The organism is Bradyrhizobium sp. ISRA436, assembly GCF_029910015.1.
GTDB lineage: Bacteria > Pseudomonadota > Alphaproteobacteria > Rhizobiales > Xanthobacteraceae > Bradyrhizobium.
In genome coordinates this window covers 2,332,511-2,350,858 of the sequence record NZ_CP094519.1, presented here as the reverse complement: position 1 = coordinate 2,350,858, position 18,348 = coordinate 2,332,511, and the positions used below count along the sequence as shown (strand labels likewise).

Genomic DNA, 18,348 nt, shown 5'->3' with positions numbered 1-18,348 from the left:
GCACCGGAACGCAACAACACGTGATGACGCGCGGTCAGGCCGCGCTGGTGGAGAGGCGGCCCATCTCCCGTGCGACCAGGTCGCGATAGGGGCCCCTTCCCTTCACGAGGATATCGGGCGGGCCGTCCTCGACGATCCGGCCACCCTGCAGCACGACCACGCGGTCGAAGCTGCGCAACGTCGCGAGTCGGTGCGCGATCGCCACCACCGTACGCCCGCGCATCAGCCGCGACAACGCCTCTCGGATCGCCTCCTCGGATTCCGCATCGAGCGCGGCGGTAGCCTCGTCGAGCAGCAGGATCGGCGCGTCCTTCAGGAAGGCGCGCGCGATCGCAATCCGCTGCCGCTGGCCTCCGGAGACCTTGACGCCGCGGTCGCCGACGATGGTGTTCATGCCTTCCGGCAGAGTTTCGATGAAGTCGCAGCGCGCCGCGATCGCCGCCCGCAGCACTTCGTCATCGGTGGCATCGGGACGACCGTAGCGGATGTTCTCCATGATCGAGCGATGGAACAGCGAGATGTCCTGCGGCACCACGGAGATCGCCGCGCGTAGGCTCTGCTGGGTGACGCGGGAAATGTCCTGGCCGTCGACCGTGATGCTGCCGCGGTCCACGTCGTAGAAGCGCTGCAGCAGCGTGAACAGAGTGGACTTGCCGCCGCCGGACTGGCCAACCAAGCCGAGCCTCTGGCCGGGCTGAATGCGCAGGCTGAAGCGCTCGAACACCTGCACCCCGCCAGGATAGCCGAACGAGACATTGTTGAACGCAACCGCCGCACCGCTCTTCACCAGCGGCTCGGCCTCCGGATGGTCCTTCAGCTCGTGCGGCTGCAACAGCGTCGCAAGCGCTTCGGTCAGCCGTGCCAGATGCTGGGTGGCGTCGACCAGCGCCACCGCAAGATCGCGGGTCGCGCTGAGGATCGAGATGCCGAGCGTGCAGACCAGCACGACGTCGCCGGTGGTCGCCGCGCCCTGCTGCCAGAGATTGATGGCCCAAGCGAGCATCGCGACCGTCAGCACCACAGTTACGGCTGCGTGAGTGAGGCGCAGTTTCTCCAGATAACGAAGAGAACGGCCGCGGGCGACGAGTTCCCGGTTCACGGTCGCATCGAAGCGATCGTGCTCGTAGCCCAGACCGCAGAACGCCCGCACCAGCGGCAGGTTGTTGATGACATCGACCATTTCGCCGTCGACCGAGGCAGCCTTGTTGGCGTAGTCGTCATGCAGAGGCCTGCCGGCGGCGGCCATCCGGAACATCGCCACCACCATGGTTCCCGATATCACGATCAGGACGGAGGACATCGTCGCGCTGACGGTTCCAATCAGCGCGATTGCCGAGAAAGTCGCGATGCACGGCGGCAGCACGTTCCAAACGAACATGTTCTCGACGGTGAACACTGCGTTTGAGGTCGCGGTGATCCGGCTGGTCAGCATGCCCGGCAGCCGATCCGAGAAGTAGCTCGGCGCGTGGCCGGTAAGATGGCGAAACATGTCGCGACGAAGGTCGCCGGTGACGCCGACAAAGGTGAAGCTCGCTGTCCAACTTGCAACTCGCCACAGGAAATTGTCAGCCGCGATCAGCGACATGAGCAAAGCGAATGCCAGCCATACGCCACCTGCGTAGGACGGTCCGGCCGACAAGGCATCGACCAAGCTCTTCACGCCGTATTGCGTGCCCACGGAGCAGGCGACTGCCCCAACGACGGCCGACAAAATTACAACATGCGAGGCGAGCCGCCGGCGCAGATAGCGCAACACGAATGGAAAGGGGCGGTGCGCATATCCTGAGAGATGGTCCATGACGTCCTGCAAAACCTGTTGAGGGTGAACGAGAAACTTCTAATCGCTCCTCTCGTGCACGATGACGTGAAGGGCGGCGGTTGGATTCCTTGATGCAGCCATCACTGCGCAACAATTTTGCAACTCTGGCGTCGGCAAAAACCTGTTGGAGCGAGATGGCATCAGCAAGACCACAGTGTGATGGAAGAAAGAAGCGCCAGAACCTGCATACCTAAGGAACCTCGCACGTGCGAGAACGTTCCCGTCTTCGGCATGCCAGTGCCATCGGAGGGCTGAGGGTCTTGTTCATCCACATTACACAAAGGAGATGGAGAAATGCGCATCGCGCAGGTGGCCCCGCTGACGGAGGCTGTCCCCCCCAAGTTGTACGGCGGGACCGAACGGGTCGTGCACTGGTTGACCGAAGAACTTGTGGCTCTCGGCCATGACGTCACCCTGTTCGCCAGCGGCGACTCCAAGACGTCGGCGAAGCTCGATGCGACCTGGTCCAAGGCGTTGCGCCTCGACGGCTCCGTGCGCGATCCCAATGCGCTGCACATGGTCATGCTGGAACGCGTCCGGCAGAAGTGCGACGAGGACGAGTTCGATTTCCTGCACTTCCACCTCGACTATTACCCGTGGTCGCTGTTCGCGAGGCAGCCGACGCCGTTCGTCACCACCTTGCACGGACGGCTCGATCTCCCCGAACACCAGCCGGTGTTCAACACGTTCTCCAAAATTCCCGTCATCTCGATCTCCAACGCGCAACGGCGGCCGGTACCGCAGGCGCATTGGGTGCGCACGATTCATCACGGGCTGCCGGAGAACCTGCTGACGCCACAGCCGATCAAGCCGTCCTATCTCGCCGTGCTCGGACGCATCGCGCCGGAGAAGGGCGTGGATCGCGCCATCAGGATCGCAACCCGCTGCGGCATCCCGCTGAAGATCGCGGCAAAGGTCGACCGCGCCGACCAGGAATATTACGACGAGCTGATCAAGCCGCTGATCAAGGAGAATCCGCTCGTCGAGTTCATCGGCGAGATCAGCGACCGCGAGAAGCCTGATTTCCTGAGCGGCGCGATCGGACTTCTGGTTCCGATCGACTGGCCGGAGCCGTTCGGCCTCGTGATGATCGAGGCGATGGCCTGCGGCGCGCCGGTCATCGCCTATAATCGCGGCTCGGTGGCCGAGATTATCGAGGATGGCGTCACCGGCTTCATCGTCGAGGACGAGATCAGCGCCATCTCGTCCGTCGGCCGTCTCGGCACGCTCGACCGCAATGCGATCCGCAAGCAGTTCGAGACCCGCTTCACCGCGCGCCGCATGGCGCTGGACTATCTCGCCACCTATCGCGGCCTGATGGAAGCCAAGCCGCGCTTCCAGCTGGTGGCGAGCGCCGAGTAACGGTTGCAGCGGCCGATCGAATGATCCGGCGGGCCGGCCGGCAAATCCTTGCCGGTCCGTCGGGTCGTTCGATTGTCACGACACACCACCCGTTACGTCACCACTGTCCGCTTCGGCTCGACGATCTCAAACATTCGCGGAAATTCGTCCATCAGCGCCATCAACTCGGCGAGCCGCGCCGCATCGCCCACAACCTTGATCTTGCCGGCGCTGACCGCGTCGGGGAACGTCGTCAGCTTGGCGATGACCTCGTCGAGCGTGCCGCGCGCCAGCGTGAAGCCGGCATGGGCATCGGACGCCTGCGCGCCCTTGACGTAGGTCAGCGCCGAGTTTTCCAGATTGAGGACGAAGGTCTCGCCGGTATCGGTGAAGGTCCAGTTCAGCACGATGTGCTTGCCCTCGGCCTTGGGGCCGTTGAGGCGGACACCGAGCACGTCGAACATCTGCTCGGTGCGCAGCGCGGCCAGCGTCTCGCGCGGCATCGACGAGCGCGGCGGCGTCTTCGGCATGCCTTGCCGAAGCTCCTGGGCACCGAACAGATAGGCGTTGCGCCAGGTCGAGCTCTCCGCGGCGTAGCCGAGCTGCTCGAAGGTATCGGCCAGCATCGCGCGGGCGGCCGCATTGTCGGGCTCGGCAAACACGAGGTGGCTGACGGCCTGCGCCACGAAGCGGAATTCGCCCTTGGCAAAATCCGTCGCAGCGCGTTTCAGGATCGCGTCCGCCCCGCCCATATACTCGACATATTTCTTGCCGGATGCGACCGGCGGCAGCGGATCGAGATTGACCGGATTGGCGTCGTACCAGCCGAGATACTTCTGATAGATCGCCTTCACATTGTGCCTGATGTGGCCGTAATAGCCGCGGCCGTGCCAGGCGCCTTCGAGACTCTGCGGCAGGCGGATCGTCTCGGCGATCTCGGCGGCGTTGAGCCCGTGGTTCATCAGACGGATGGTCTGGTCGTGGGCGTACTTGTAGAGGTCGCGTTGCTGGCGGATCATGGTGTCGATCCGCTCCCGCCCCCACACCGGCCAGTGATGCTGGCCGCACATCGCCTCCGCCTTGCCGCCCCACATCTGCAATGCCTCGCCCAGATATTTCGACCAGGCCAGCGCATCGCGCACATCGGCGCCGCGGAACGGCAGCAGATTGTGGAAATTGTGCGTGCAGTTCTCGGCGAGGTTCAAAAGCTTGTAGCGCGGGATGAAGAAATGCATCTCCGCCGGCGCCTCGCTGTTCGGCGCCATCTGGAATTCGAACTCGACGCCGTCGATGATGCGCTTGTCGCCGGTCGCGATGATCAGGTCGGTCGGCCGCAACAACGCCACCCCGCCCGCGGCCATGGTCTTGCCGAGACCGCAATCGACGTGACCGCGCACGCCCTTGGCGAGGAACGGCCCGAACTGGTATTGCGCGCGACGCAGCATCGCCGGCCCCGCAATGATGTTCTCGGAGACCGCGTGCTCCATGAAGAAGTTCGGCGCGATGATCGGCACGCCGGCCGCCAGCATCGCGTCATCGACCACGCCGCGCGCGCCGCCCCAGTGGTCGGTGTGGGTGTGGGTGAAGATGACGGCCGCGACCGGCCGCTTGCCGCGGTGCTGGAAGTACAGCTCCATCGCGGCGCGCGCGCCCTCGATCGAGGTCAGCGTGTCGACCACGATCACGCCGTTGTCGCCTTCGATCAGCGTCATGTTGGCGATGTCGAGCCCGCGCACCTGATAGACGCCTGATACCACCTCGAACAGGCCGTGATGCATGTTGAGCCGCGATTGCCGCCACAGGCTGGGATCGACGGTCGGCGGCGCGGTCTCCTCGGCGAGGAAGCCGTAGGGTTCGAGGCTCCACACCATCCGGCCCTGTGCCGAGGTGATCTTCGCGTTCTCGATGGTGCCGAGGAAGCCGCGCGCGGCATCGTCGAAATCCCCGGTGTCGGAGAACGGCAGCGTCGTCAGCGTCGCCGCGTGCTGCGCGATGACGGAGGCGGACGCGGCCTTCGGGCTTTCCTGCGTCACGTCGGTTGTCTGGGTCATACTCGTGTACTCCCTCGCAGATGGAGATCGGATTGCGATCGCGCGTCGCTCAACGGAACTGAACGCCTTCGAACCGGCCGCTGCGGCGCCATTCGTCGATATATTTGAAGTAGGCCGAGGCGCCGGCGGGATGGCCGACATTGAGGCGGGCGGCCGGCCCCGGCTCGCGGCCCTCATTGTTGTAATAGCCGGGCGTGCAATCGGGCCCGCCGATCATCCGGCCGACGCCGGTCAGCAGCAGCTCGACCCAACGATCCTCGGCTTCCCTGCTGACCTCGATGGCCTTGAAGCCGTTGTCCCGCGCGTGGCTGACCATCAGGGCGATGGTCCGCGCGGCCTCCGTCAGATTGTGCGGCACGTTGGAAATGAGATTGGCGCCCTGCGTCGGCTGCACGAAGAACACATTGGGGAAGCCATGGACGTGGATGCCGTGCTTGGTGCGCATGCCCTCCCCCCAATAGTCCGACAGCTTGACGCCGTCGCGGCCGGTCAGGTCGAAGCCGGCGCGGCGCTTGTACTCGGTGCCGACCTCGAAGCCGGAGGCGTAGATGATGCAGTCGAGCTCATATTCCTTGCCGGCGACGACGACCCCGCGCTCGGTAATTAGCTCAACACCCTTGCCGTCGGTATCGACCAGATGCGTGCCCGGCGTGTTGAAGGCCTGAAGATAGGCGTCGTGGAAGCACGGCCGTTTGCAGAGTTGGCCGTACCAGGCCTTGAGGTTTTTGGCGGTCTCGCGATCGCGGACGATGGCGTCGACCCGGTTGCGGATCTCCTCCATCTTCTCGAAGTCGGAGTCCTCGAACGCGGCCCGCATATTCTCCACGGTCCTTTGCTCACGCGGCAGCAGCACGATCTTGGCGCGGATCCGCTTCGACAAATCGGTCCAGCCGTCCTGCACCAGATCCTCTTCCGCCGAGCCGCCGGCCTGGTTGGCGGTGAAGTTCTCGAGCCAGCGCTGCTGCCAGCCGGGCGTCGCGATGCCTGCGAACCATTCAGGGTCGATCGGCGCATTGCCGCGCACATCGACCGATGACGGCGTGCGCTGGAACACGTAGAGCTCCTTGCAGGCGCGTGCGAGATGCGGCACGCACTGCACCGAGGTCGCGCCGGTCCCGATGATGCCGACGCGCTTGTCGGCGAGCTTCCGCATCGGCGCGCCATTGGGATCGCCGCCGGTGTAGCCGTAGTCCCAGCGGCTGGTGTGGAACGAATGCCCCTTGAAGTTCTCGATGCCGGGAATGCCGGGCAGTTTCGGCACATGCAGCGGGCCGGTACCGATGCCGACGTACTGCGCGGTGAAGGCGTCGCCCCGGTTGGTGCGGATGAGCCAGCGCGACTGCGCCTCATCCCAATCGAGGCTCGTCACCTCGGTATGAAACAGCGCGTTGTCGTAGAGGCCGAAATGCCGGCCGATCCGCTGGCAGTGCGCGAGGATCTCAGGCGCATGCGCGTATTTGTCCGACGGCATGTGGCCGGTCTCTTCCAGCAGCGGCATGTAGACCATCGACGCCGTGTCGCACTGCGCGCCGGGATAGCGGTTCCAGTACCAGGTGCCGCCGAAATCGCCGCCCTTCTCGACGATGCGGACGTCCTTGACGCCGGCTTCGGTGAGCCGCGCCGCGGTGGCGAGCCCGGCAAAGCCGCCGCCGATGAAGGCGAAGGTGACGTGATCGGTCTTCGGCGCGCGCTCCGCGACCGGCGTGTAGGGATCATCGAGGTAATGCGCGAGCCGTCCCTTGATTTGCAGATATTGGTCGTTGCCGTCCGGACGCAGCCGCTTGTTGCGCTCCTCCACATACTTTTGCCGAAGCCGCTCCTTGTCGATCGCGGCGGGTTTTGCGTCCCGGACCTGGTCGGTCGTCGTCATCGGAAGGCGCCTCACTCCAGCGGCCATTTGTCGTTGTCCGCGGGACATAACCAGATATTGGAACGATTGACAAATATATTTCGATATATTGACAGTAACAGCCAATCGAGACAATTATTTTGCATGACAGCCTCCTCCCCGGCCGAAGTTCAAGCGGATCCCTCCTTTGCGACCACCCTGGCGCATGGGCTCGATGTGCTGGCGGCCTTCCGCAATCACCCCGGCTCGCTGTCGAATGCCGAGCTCGCGCTGCATACCGGCCTGTCGCGGCCGACGGTGTCGCGGCTGACCTATACGCTCGAGCAGCTCGGCTATCTCAGGCGCGACGCCAAGGGCCGCTTCGTGCTCGGGCTCGGCGTGCTCGCCGCCGCCTACCCCGTCCTGTCGTCGCTGAAGGTCCGCCAGCTCGCGCGCCCGCTGATGCGCGACTTCGCGGCCTATGCCGGCGGCACCGTGTCGATCGCGATGCCGTTCGGGCTCGACTTCATCTATGTCGAGACACTGCGCACAACGGATGCCGCGCCGCACGTGCCTGACGTCGGCTTCGTCTCTTCGCTGGCGCCGACCGCGGTCGGACGCGCGCTGCTGTCGCTGTTCACCAGGGACGAGCTCGACACCTATGTGGCGCGCGTGAAGGCCGAGCGGCCCGACGACCTTGACTACGTCCGGAAGCGGACCTTGCCCGACATCGAATTGTGCAGGGAGCGCGGCTTCGCCGTCTCGATCGGCGAATGGCGGCGCGAAATCTTCGGCGTCGCGGCACCGCTCTATCGCACGCCGACCGGCGAATGCCTGTCGGTCAATTGCGGCGTTCCCTCATTCCGCTTCAGCCCGGAGCAGATCGAGCGCGAATGCGGGCCGCGCATCCTCGGGCTCGCCCGTAGCATCCGCGCGCTGGTCGCGGAAGGCTAGAGTACACGTCGGCGACAAGGCCACGGGCGCGACGCCGGCGATGCTGCTCGCGATGGCCCTTGACGGCTCGTGAGATAGCTGCAACTGCCCAATGCCGCCCCAGAGCGGATTTGGGTGATGCATATGGCATTCCAGGGAACCTGAGCAAGGTTCCGGGCGTTAGCTCGCAGGGCGAGGAGTGACCCCAATGACCGCAACCTCACAAACCGATCCGCCCGTGGAGCGGGCTTCCGAAGCAACCCGTTGGAGCCAGCTCGTAATCGGCATCATCTGCATGGTGATGATCGCCAACCTCCAATATGGCTGGACACTCTTCACGATTCCCATCAGCCAGAAATTTGGTTGGAGCCTGGCGTCGATCCAGGTGGCGTTCACGCTCTTCGTGCTCTTTGAAACCTGGCTGGTACCCGCCGAGGGCTACCTCGTCGATCGCTTCGGGCCGCGGATCGTCGTCTTCGCGGGTGGGTGGCTCACCGGGCTCGCCTGGGTTCTCAACTCCTTCGCAACCTCGCTTTGGATGTTATACATAGCCCAGATCATCGGCGGTCTCGGGGCAGGAGCTGTTTACGGCACCTGCATCGGCAACGCACTCAAATGGTTTCCGGACCGCCGCGGGCTCGCGGCCGGATTGACCGCCGCCGGCTTCGGCATCGGCTCGGCGCTTACGATCATTCCCATTCAAAGGATGATTTCAACGCATGGCTACGAGAATACGTTTTTGACCTTCGGCATCGGCCAAGGCGTCATCGTCGTTGTACTCTCGTTGTTGCTGTTTGCACCGCGGCGCGGACAAGCACCGGAAGCCTCGCGACTCGTGCAGCAAGGTCGCCTTCAATATCAACCGTTGCAGGTGCTCAGAGAACCGACCTTCTGGGTCATGTATCTGATGTTCATGCTGATGGCGGCGGGGGGATTGATGGCAACGGCGCAACTCAAGCCCATCGCCAAGGACTTTCATCTCGACACCACGCCAGTCGCGTTGATCGGCATCACCCTGCCGGCGCTGACGTTTGCGTTGACGATCGATCGAGTCCTCAATGGACTTACACGGCCGTTCTTCGGCTGGGTCTCCGATTTTCTCGGTCGGGAGAACACCATGTTCATTGCCTTCCTGTTGGAGGGCATCGGCATATGGGCCCTGTACGTGTATGGGCAAAACCCACTGGGATTTGTGCTTCTGAGCGGGGTCGTATTTTTCGCCTGGGGCGAGATTTACAGCCTCTTTCCCGCCTCCTGCACCGATTGCTTTGGCGTCAAGTACGCTACGACCAATGCGGGCTTGCTGTACACCGCGAAAGGAACAGCGTCACTGCTTGTACCGCTCGCCAACGTGTTGGTGGTGGAGACCGGTGGCTGGAAGGGCGCCTTTATCATCGCCTCGCTTTTCAACATCATTGCCGCGCTGATGGCCATCTTTGTTCTCAAACCGATGCGGCACAAGCTCCTGACGCGCTCAAGCGAAGAGCAAGCATGGGTTGAGGGAACGCAGCCGACCTGACAAGAGCCTGGCCGTTTGGCGGTTTGGGTTAGGTTTGCCCGGATGGCAATGGTGAAGCCGCGCATCAGATTCACGTTCGACTGCCGCGGCGCGCACGGGTGGCATGTCCCCTCGCCGATGGCGTCGATCTTGGCATGTCTGCTTCAAATTATCAGTACGCGGCTTGGACTCACTTCTTCACCTTGCTCGCATCCATCTTGATGCTGCCGTCGAGCATCCTGGTCGTGAACGCGGTGTTGACGTCGAACGGCTTCTCCATGCCGAGATAGGTCTGCACCAACTCGTAGTCCTTCTTCATCCGCTCACCGTCGATCCAGCCGAGCGCCTTCGTTGTCGTCAACTCGTCGGTCATCAGGTGCTTGATGCGCTCCCACTGCCGCTCCTGGTTCTCCTTGTCGAGGCCGGAGGCCTGGCCGAGCAGCGCCTTCAGGCACGGCCCGACGTCGGCGACGCAGGCGGCATAGGCCTTCTGGGTGATCCGCACGAAGTCTTCCACCAGCTTCGGGTGCTTCGCCATGTAGGCACCGTTGACGACAAGCGAATTGCCGTAGGGGTTGAGGCCGATGTCCTTCCAGTTGAGGAAGCCGAGGTCCTTGCCGAACTCGATCACCTTCAGATCGTGCTCGTTGTAGAAGTCGCTGATGATATCGACGGTGTGGCTCTTCAGCGCGGCGATCTTGGCGGTCGGGCCGACATTCACGAACGTCACGGAGTCGGGCGCAATCCCCGCAGCCTTGGCGAAGGCCGGCCACATCACGCGCGAGGCGTCGCCGGGCGGGTTGCCGATCTTGTGGCCGGGAAAATCCTTCGGCCCGTTCACGCCGTAGCTCTTCAGCCAGTAGAAGGTCTGGCCGGTGTTGGCGTAGATGCTCATCAGCGCCACGACGTCGGCACCCTTGCCCTTGGCCACCAGCATGGTCGCGAGGTCGGCGATGCCGAATGGCGAGCCGCCCGAGCCGACCTTCAGCGCCGAGACCCCGGAGCCCTTGCCGACCTCGATGGTGAGATCGATGCCGGCCTTCTCGTACCAGCCCTGCGCCTTGGCATAATAGAACGGCGAGTGATCCGCGGTCGGCGTCCAGTTCAGGATCAGGTTGACGGCCTCGCCCGCAACGGACGGTGCCGCCGGCATCGCGAGCGCGATCGCCAAAGCCACCGCTCTCAAACCTCTCATCGCATCCTCCTCAAGCCACAAGGGCTGGCCTTGTCGCCGCACCTCCCTGACGCTACCAATGCAACAGAGGACGAGACGAGTTGTCAACTGTTTGGTTGGAAATGCTCAAGAGACAATCGGACGACACCAAGCCGCAGCGCCGCGACCCCGTCGCCACAAGGAAGAAGCTCTTGACCGCGGCGCGGCGCGAGTTTGCGGAGAACGGGCTGGCCGGCGCCCGGGTCGACGAGATCGCGGCGCGCGCCGGTGTCAACAAGCAGCTCGTCTATCACTATTTCGGCGACAAGGACGCGCTCTACCTCGCCGTGCTCGAATGGGTCTATGAGGAGATCCGCGAGCAGGAGCGCAAGCTCAATCTCGAAGGCTTGCCGCCCGATGCGGCGATCAAGACGCTGATCGAGGCCTCGTTCGACCATCTCGCCGCGCACCCCGACTTCATCGTGCTGCTGAACGACGAAAACCGCGGCGGCGCCCGCCATGTCCGCGGCTCCCGCAGGCTCGAGGCGATGCATTCCCCGCTGGTCAGCATGGTCTCGAAGATCCTCGCCGAAGGCGTCCGCGCCGGGACCTTCCGCAAGGGCGTCAATCCCGTGCACCTTTACATCTCGATTGCCGGGCTGAGCTACTTCTTCTTCTCCAACACGCCGACATTGTCGGCCATCTTCGGCAAGGACCTCTCCAGCCCGACCGAGAAACGCGCGCGACGCAAGCATGTCGTCGATCTCGTGATGCAGTCGCTGCGGCCGTAGCGGGCAGTCGCAACAGTAAGGTGAGCACGCTCTTCAGGCTCCCTCCCCCTTGCGCTGTTTGACAATCGAATCCGAGCCTGACTTCAACGGTGTCCTGGCTTTTCGCCAGGACGACGCGGCACGTGCCCTTGCGCAAATCGTGTCGGGAAGGACCTGAATATGTTTTCGCCGGGACGACAGGACCCTAATCAACCATATGGTTGAAAGCTATCGAGGACCGCGATAGGTTGCCCGGGCGCCCGAAGGACATGCGCAACGACAGGGAGAAACCAGGTGTTCAACGGCAGAGGACGGTCGGCGCGGTCATTTGCGATCATCCTGATCGCGCACCTGGCCGTGATCGTGCTCTGGCAGGTCGTGGTCGACGCCTTCCATATCCCGAAATTCATCCTGCCCTCGCCGCTGGAAACCGTGACGACGCTAGGCGCCGCCAAATATGCCTGGCTGCAAAATCTGCTGGTGACCGCGGCCGAGATCCTCGGCGGCTTCTGCCTGGGGGCACTGGTCGGCGTCGCGCTCGCGGTGGTGTTCACCTGGTCGCCGCTGGTCAGCCTGCTGCTGCTGCCGCTGTTCGTGACTATGAACATGATCCCGAAGGTCGCACTGGGGCCGCTGGTCATCGTGTGGTTCAGCTACGGCATCGTGCCCAACATGCTGATCGCGTTCTCGATCTGCTTCTTCCCGATCCTGCTGACCACTGCGCGCGGCCTGAGCGAGGTCGAGCCGGATCTGCTCGATCTGGTGAAATCGCTGCGCGGCTCGCGCTGGACGGTGTTCCGCAAGATCCAGCTGCCGGGGTCGCTGCCCTACGTGTTCTCCGGCATGAAGGTCGGCGCTATCCTCGCGGTCGCCGGCGCGATCGTCGGCGAATTCATCGCCTCCGAGCGCGGGCTCGGCTACCTGATGATCCAGGTGCAGTCCTCGCTCGATACGCCCGCGATGGTGATGGCCGTGGTGCTGCTCACCCTGCTCGGCGTGGCCCTCTACGGCCTCGTGCTCGGGCTCGAACGGCTGTTCGTGGTCCGCGACGTCAGGCTGCAATAACAACAGGAACGACCCATGCTGCTCACCCGCGACACCCTGCCTGACACGATCCCCGACGTCGCCGCGCTCGACGAGCTCTTGTGCCGGCCGAGCCAGGCGCTGATCGACGATCTCGGCAAGGTCGACGGCGACATCATGATCCTCGGCGTCGCCGGCAAGATGGGCCCGACCCTGGCCGGGCTGGCTCAGCAGGCCCTGCCCGATCGCCGCGTGATCGGCGTCGCGCGCTTCAGCGACGCGAGCGTGAAGGACTGGCTGCAGGCCCGCGGCATCGAAACCATCAATTGCGATCTGCTCGACGAAGCCGCGATCAAGGCGTTGCCGAAGAGCCCGAACGTCATCTTCATGGCCGGCCGCAAGTTCGGTGCCGAAGGCGATCTCTCGCTGACCTGGGCGATGAACGCGCATGTCCCGGCGCTGGTCGCGCAGGCCTTCGCGGGCTCGCGGATCGTGGCGTTCTCGACCGGCTGCGTCTATCCGTTCGTCTCGGTCGACGGCAAGGGCTCGGACGAGGATATGGCGCCGAACCCGCCCGGCGAATACGCGCAATCCTGCGTCGGACGCGAGCGCATGTTCGAGTATTTCTCCCGCAAGTTCTCGACGCCGGGCCGGCTGTTCCGCCTCAATTACGCGATCGACATGCGTTACGGCGTGCTGCACGATATCGCCAGCAAGGTGTATCTGGGCAAGCCGATCGACGTCAGCCTCGGCCATGTCAATTTCATCTGGCAGGGCGATGCGGCGGCGCAGGCGCTGCGCTGCCTCGCGCATTGCGACACGCCGACCTCGCCAATCAATGTCAGCGGCCACGAGATCCTCGCGGTGCGCGACCTCGCCGCCAAATTCGGCCAGCGCTTTGGCCGCGCGCCGGTGATCGTCGGCAAGGAGGAACCGACCGCCTGGCTCACCAATACCGCGCAGGCCGTGAAACTGTTCGGCCTGCCGATCGTCGATACCGACCAGCTCGTCGCCTGGACCACCGACTGGGTTGCGCGGTCGATGCCGAGCTTCGGCAAGCCCACCAAATATGAGGTGCGCGATGGCCGATACTGACGACCTCGCAATTGTCGAGCTCGGCGTCGATGACGCGCCGGCCGGCCTTGCGCTGTCGACGGAAGCGCGCTGGAACCAGAACGAGGCCGACTGGCAATTTTTCCTGAGCCACGGCATCGTGTTCGGCGTGCGCGACGGAGATCATCTGATCGCGACCGCAGCGCTATTGCCCTACTCTGGCGGCAACGCCTGGATCAGCATGGTGCTGGTCACCGCGAGCTGGCAGCGCCGCGGCCTCGCGACCCGGCTTGTGGATGCCTGCTTGGACGCGGCGCGGCAGCGGAAGCTGACGACATGGCTTGACGCGACGCCGGCGGGTGCTGGGGTCTACGGCCCACTCGGCTTCACGCCGACGCTGGAGCTGCGCCGGCTTCGCCTGACCAATGCGACGGGAGGACGTGAAGGCACAAAAGCGTCGTTAGCTGGACAGGCTGACGATCTGATAAGGCGCGATCGCAGCGCCTACGGCTTTGAACGCAAAACGTTGCTGCAGGAGTTTTGCGGTCGCTCCGGCTCACGCCTCGCGTCGAACGACAAGGCGATTGCGCTTGTCCGCGACGGCCGCGTCGCCCGCCATGTCGGGCCGCTGTTTGCGGATGATGCCGCGGGCGCCATCGCGCTGGTCGAAGCCATCGCGCAATCCGAGACGCGGCCGCTGATCATCGACGCCGTGCATTCGCAAACCGATTTCCTGAAGGGTCTCGTCGTCGCGGGGTGGACCATCGAACGGCCGTTCCAGCGGATGCGGTTCGGCCCGCGGACAACGCCGGGTGCGGAGCAACCCTTTGCCGTCGCGGGACCGGAATTTGGATAGGACACGCCATGCATCATAGCGACATCAAGCCAGAGATCCGCAAGCTGATCGCCGATGGCACGGTGGTGCCTGCGCATCCGCTCGCGCTCGATGCCGACCGCCGGCTCGACGTCAGGCACCAGCGCGCGCTGACGCGCTACTATATCGACGCCGGCGCAGGCGGGCTCGCCGTCGGCGTCCACACCACGCAATTCGCGATCCGCGACGTCGGTCTTTACAGACCGGTGCTGGAGCTTGCCGCCGAGACGGCCGCGGCCTGGAGCAAACGACCGCTCGCGATGGTCGCCGGCCTCGCCGGCCCCACCAGCCAGGCGGTTGCGGAGGCGAAGGTCGCGCGCGGCATCGGCTATCACGCCGGCCTGCTCAGCCTTGCGGCGATGAAGTCCGCCTCCGAGGACGAGATCATCGCGCATTGCGAAGCGGTGGCAAACGAGATCCCGCTGGTCGGCTTCTACCTGCAGCCGGCGGTCGGCGGCGTGATTCTCAGCGTGGACTTCTGGCGGCGCTTTGCCATGATCGACAACGTGATCGCGGTCAAGATCGCGCCGTTCAACCGCTACCGCACCCTCGACGTGCTGCGCGGCGTAGCCGCCGCCGGCGCGCTCGATCGCGTCGCGCTTTACACCGGCAATGATGACCACATCCTGCTCGACCTCACGCTGCCGTTCGATCTGCGCGAGCAGGGCGTCACCACGCGGACCTGGTTCAAAGGCGGCCTGCTCGGCCACTGGTCGGTGTGGACCGCGAGCGCCATCAGGCAGTTCGAGGCCTGCAAGGCGGCGCGCCACAAGGAGACCGTGCCGGCAGACCTGCTGGCGCTCGACGCCCGTGTCACCGATTGCAACAGCGCCTTCTTCGACGTCGCCAACAATTTCCACGGCTGCATCGCCGGCTGCCACGAGATCCTGCGGCGCCAGGGGCTGATGCAGGGCATCTGGTGCCTCGATCCGAATGAGGGCCTGAGCCCCGGCCAGATGGCCGAGATCGATCGCGTCTGCCGCGAGCATGCCGATCTCTCCGACGACGCCTTCGTCGCCGCCAACCTAGAGAAATGGCTGGCATGACGGCGGAGCCCTTCATCAGCCTGCGCAACGTCCGAAAGCTCTACCGGTCGAAGGGCACCGAATTCCTCGCAGTGTCCGACGTCACCATGGACGTGCAGGAAGGCGAGCTGGTGTCGCTGGTCGGCCCGTCCGGCTGCGGCAAGACCACCGTGCTGAAGATTTTGGCCGGCCTGCACGCCGCCGACAGCGGCACCGTGAAAATCGGCAACGCAAAGACGCCATTCGATCCGGCCCGCGACATCGGCATGGTATTCCAGCAGGCGCTGCTGCTGAAATGGCGCACCATCCTCGACAATGTGCTGCTGCCGGCGGAGATCGTGGGCCTCCCGATCAAGGCGGCGCGCGAGCGCGCCCGCGACCTGCTCAAGATGGTCGGCCTTGCCGGCTATGAGGACAAATATCCCCAGCAACTCTCCGGCGGCATGCAGCAGCGCACCGCGATAGCGCGCGCCTTCGTCCATGATCCCAAACTGATCCTGATGGACGAGCCGTTCGGCGCGCTGGATGCGCTGACCCGCGAGCAGATGAATCTGGAAATGCTGCGCATCTGGCGCGAGAGCGGCAAGACCATTATCTTCGTCACGCACAGCATCCAGGAAGCCGTATTCCTTGGCTCGCATTGCGCCGTGCTGACGGCGGGGCCGGCCCGCATGTGCGAGTATTTTCCGATCGACCTGCCCCTCCCGCGCGACCTGCCGATCAAGACCACGGATGCGTTTGGCGCCTATGCACGGCGGATCTATGCAAGCCTGGGGCTCGGCGCACACAGCTAGAATTTTGGAGGACCAATCGTCCGGCCATCGCTAGTCGTAGGACGTCGTGCCGCTGTCGCGATAGGCCCACAGGCATTCGCGCGGCAGCGAGACCGGCGCCTCGACGCCGACCTGATGGCGCGCGGCCGTGCCGAGCTCGATCGCCTCCAGCCGCTTGCCGAACAGCTCGATGCTGTAGGCGGTCTGGGTGCCCTGATAGCGGCGGTCGAGCACCTTGGCCGGGAACGTGTTGGCACCGTCGGGGCGGCCGATCGCGATGTTCTCCGGTCGCAGCGCCACGCGCACCTTGTCGTCCGGTCCGAGCGCCTGCAGCAGCGCCACCTCGCCCTGCCTGCCATCGCCGAAATCGACCACGCCGTAGCCGCCGTTGCATGCGACCAGCGTGCCCGCGAGCTCATTGGTGGCACCGGTGAAGTTGGCGACGAACAGGTCGGCCGGACGGTTGTAGATGGTGTCGGGCTTATCCATCTGCAGCAGCCTGCCGTCACGCATCACCCCGATGCGGTCGCCGAGCACGACGGCCTCGGCTTGGTCGTGGGTGACGTAGAGCGCGGTCATGCCGGTCCGCTTGAGGATAACGCGGAGATCATCGCGCAGCCGCAGGCGCAGCTTGGCGTCGAGGTTCGACAGCGGTTCGTCCAGCAGCAGCAGTTGCGGCCGGTAGACCATGCTGCGCGCCAGCGCCACCCGCTGCATCTGCCCGCCGGAGAGCGCGACCACCGGGCGGTCGGCATATTCGGACAACCCAACCAGCGCGAGCGCCTCCTCGACCATGCGGTTCGCCTCGGCGCGCCCAATGCTCCGGTGCTTCAGCGGATAGACCACGTTCTGCCGCACTGTCATGTGCGGCCACACCGCATAGGACTGGAACACCATGCCGAGGTCGCGCGATCGCGGCGGCACCAGGATGCCGCGCGCCGGCGACGACACCACGCGCCCGGAGATGCTGATCTCGCCGCCGGTCGGATGCTCGAGCCCGGCGACGCAGCGCAGGGTCGTGGTCTTGCCGCAGCCCGACGGACCAAGCAGCACCACGATCTCGCCGGCCGGCACTGTGAAGCTGACGCCGTCGATGGCCGGGCGGCCGATTGCGAACTGCTTTCTGAGTTCGGTGACCTCGAGCGTCGCCGTCATCGCCGTACCCATCGCCTATTGCCGATAGCCGAACGTCTTGTCCCAGTCCGCCACCCACACGGCATGCAGCTTCACATACTGGTCGAAGTTCGGATACCAGAGCTTGACCACCTTGGGATCGAACCCCTCGGGGAAGGCCGGCGGATCCTTCAACGAGGTGAGGTTGCCGAGTTCCTTGATCATGAAGGTCTGTCCCTCCTTCGACAGGCACCAGTTCAGGAACAGTTTCGCCGCATTCGGATGCGCGGCCGTCTTCGGAATGCCGGTGGCGTAGGGATTGACCGGCGCGCCCTCGGGCGGGAAGAAGATCTCGACCGGGGCGCCGTCCTTCTTCTTCTGGTAGATCACGTTGTAGAGCAGCGGCCCTATCGCAATCTCGCCGCGCACCAGCGCATCGGCCATCGGCGCGCCGGAGGGATAGAGCACCGGATGTGTCGCGGCCTGCTTGGCCCAGTAGCCTTCGCCGAGCACCTGGCGCTCGAACATGATCCGCGTCCAGGTCGTGCCGCCGGACTGCGCGAACACCTGCCCGATCATCTTGTCATATTGCGGCTTGGTCAGATCCATCCAGGATTTCGGCGGGTCCTTCACCAGCTCGGTGTTGTAGGCGATCGACCAGGCGAGGGTCGCGCGCGGCCAGAGCTTTGGCGAGATCAGCGCGTCCTTGCTGTAGTCGGCCGCATTCGGCGGCGCGTAGTCCTGGAACAGATTCTCCAGCGGCTGCATCAGCGCGCGGTCGGAGTGATCGACCACGTCGGCGATCAGCTTGCCCGCTGCAGCCTCCGTCTTGACGCGGGTGATGAGCTGGCCGCCGGGCGCGCGGACCATCTCGATCTGGATCTCGGGGAAGCGCTTGTTGAAGGCCTTGATCACCTGCTGCTCGATCTCGGCGAAGTTCGCCGTGTAATAGACGAGCTTGCCCTCGGCCTTCGCCGCCTTGATCAGCTCGGGCGAGCCGAACTCCTCGGCTCGTGCAGCCGGCGGCAGCGCGAGCGCCGCGACACCAGCCAAGGCCATTGTGGTGAAGGTCCGTCTATCCATCGCCAATCCTC

At 64.5% G+C, this 18,348-nt stretch carries 15 protein-coding genes; 9 read left to right on the top strand and 6 right to left on the bottom strand.

Annotated features, from left to right (window positions below; all coding sequences use genetic code 11):
* Nucleotides 1-34: 34 nt before the first annotated feature.
* A complete protein-coding gene (locus tag MTX23_RS11055) occupies nt 35-1,798 on the bottom strand; it encodes an ABC transporter ATP-binding protein (RefSeq protein ID WP_280976664.1) in 1,764 nt (587 codons plus the stop codon).
* A gap of 315 nt (nt 1,799-2,113) precedes the next feature.
* Between MTX23_RS11055 and MTX23_RS11050 the strand changes: the two genes are divergently transcribed.
* Nucleotides 2,114-3,181 (top strand): glycosyltransferase family 4 protein, encoded by a 1,068-nt coding sequence (locus MTX23_RS11050; RefSeq protein WP_280976663.1) that lies wholly within the window; start codon nt 2,114-2,116, stop codon nt 3,179-3,181.
* A 92-nt stretch (nt 3,182-3,273) separates the two neighbouring features.
* On the opposite strand, the gene MTX23_RS11045 is transcribed toward MTX23_RS11050, so the two are convergent.
* Nucleotides 3,274-5,211, bottom strand: a complete 1,938-nt coding sequence (locus MTX23_RS11045; RefSeq protein WP_280976662.1) for an alkyl sulfatase dimerization domain-containing protein — start codon at nt 5,209-5,211, stop codon at nt 3,274-3,276.
* 49 nt (nt 5,212-5,260) lie between these two features.
* Nucleotides 5,261-7,081, bottom strand: coding sequence for an NAD(P)/FAD-dependent oxidoreductase (locus MTX23_RS11040; RefSeq protein ID WP_280976661.1), 1,821 nt, complete (start codon nt 7,079-7,081; stop codon nt 5,261-5,263).
* A gap of 123 nt (nt 7,082-7,204) precedes the next feature.
* Between MTX23_RS11040 and MTX23_RS11035 the strand changes: the two genes are divergently transcribed.
* Together MTX23_RS11035 and oxlT are read left to right on the top strand one after the other, a co-directional pair.
* Nucleotides 7,205-7,993 (top strand): IclR family transcriptional regulator, encoded by a 789-nt coding sequence (locus tag MTX23_RS11035; protein WP_280976660.1) that lies wholly within the window; start codon nt 7,205-7,207, stop codon nt 7,991-7,993.
* Nucleotides 7,994-8,180: 187 nt separating this feature from the next.
* Entirely contained in the window at nt 8,181-9,491 is a 1,311-nt protein-coding gene (oxlT, locus tag MTX23_RS11030) for an oxalate/formate MFS antiporter (protein WP_280976659.1), read from the top strand.
* Between the two features lie 169 nt (nt 9,492-9,660).
* On the opposite strand, the gene MTX23_RS11025 is transcribed toward oxlT, so the two are convergent.
* Nucleotides 9,661-10,665, bottom strand: a complete 1,005-nt coding sequence (locus tag MTX23_RS11025; protein WP_280976658.1) for an ABC transporter substrate-binding protein — start codon at nt 10,663-10,665, stop codon at nt 9,661-9,663.
* Between the two features lie 101 nt (nt 10,666-10,766).
* Between MTX23_RS11025 and MTX23_RS11020 the strand changes: the two genes are divergently transcribed.
* The 6 genes from MTX23_RS11020 to MTX23_RS10995 all read left to right on the top strand — a co-directional run bounded on the left by MTX23_RS11020 (nt 10,767) and on the right by MTX23_RS10995 (nt 16,162).
* Nucleotides 10,767-11,414 carry a TetR/AcrR family transcriptional regulator gene (locus MTX23_RS11020; RefSeq protein ID WP_280976657.1) on the top strand — a complete coding sequence of 216 codons (648 nt, stop codon included), beginning with the start codon at nt 10,767-10,769 and terminating at the stop codon, nt 11,412-11,414.
* 273 nt (nt 11,415-11,687) lie between these two features.
* Nucleotides 11,688-12,458 carry an ABC transporter permease gene (locus MTX23_RS11015; protein WP_280976656.1) on the top strand — a complete coding sequence of 257 codons (771 nt, stop codon included), beginning with the start codon at nt 11,688-11,690 and terminating at the stop codon, nt 12,456-12,458.
* Between the two features lie 15 nt (nt 12,459-12,473).
* Entirely contained in the window at nt 12,474-13,511 is a 1,038-nt protein-coding gene (locus MTX23_RS11010; RefSeq protein WP_280976655.1) for an NAD(P)-dependent oxidoreductase, read from the top strand.
* On the top strand, nt 13,498-14,325 hold the full coding sequence (locus MTX23_RS11005; protein WP_280976654.1) for a GNAT family N-acetyltransferase: 828 nt from the start codon (nt 13,498-13,500) through the stop codon (nt 14,323-14,325). The genes MTX23_RS11010 and MTX23_RS11005 overlap by 14 nt, the downstream gene beginning before the upstream one ends.
* 8 nt (nt 14,326-14,333) lie before the next feature.
* On the top strand, nt 14,334-15,389 hold the full coding sequence (locus MTX23_RS11000; RefSeq protein WP_280976653.1) for a dihydrodipicolinate synthase family protein: 1,056 nt from the start codon (nt 14,334-14,336) through the stop codon (nt 15,387-15,389).
* Complete coding sequence (locus MTX23_RS10995; protein ID WP_280976652.1) at nt 15,377-16,162, top strand: ABC transporter ATP-binding protein; 786 nt, start codon at nt 15,377-15,379, stop codon at nt 16,160-16,162. Before MTX23_RS11000 ends, MTX23_RS10995 begins: the two co-directional genes overlap by 13 nt.
* Nucleotides 16,163-16,192: 30 nt before the next feature.
* Here the strand turns inward: MTX23_RS10995 and MTX23_RS10990 are convergent, their stop codons facing one another.
* Together MTX23_RS10990 and MTX23_RS10985 are read right to left on the bottom strand one after the other, a co-directional pair.
* Nucleotides 16,193-17,308, bottom strand: coding sequence for an ABC transporter ATP-binding protein (locus tag MTX23_RS10990; protein ID WP_280990751.1), 1,116 nt, complete (start codon nt 17,306-17,308; stop codon nt 16,193-16,195).
* 3 nt (nt 17,309-17,311) lie between these two features.
* Nucleotides 17,312-18,337, bottom strand: a complete 1,026-nt coding sequence (locus MTX23_RS10985) for an extracellular solute-binding protein (protein WP_280976650.1) — start codon at nt 18,335-18,337, stop codon at nt 17,312-17,314.
* Nucleotides 18,338-18,348 lie beyond the last annotated feature (11 nt).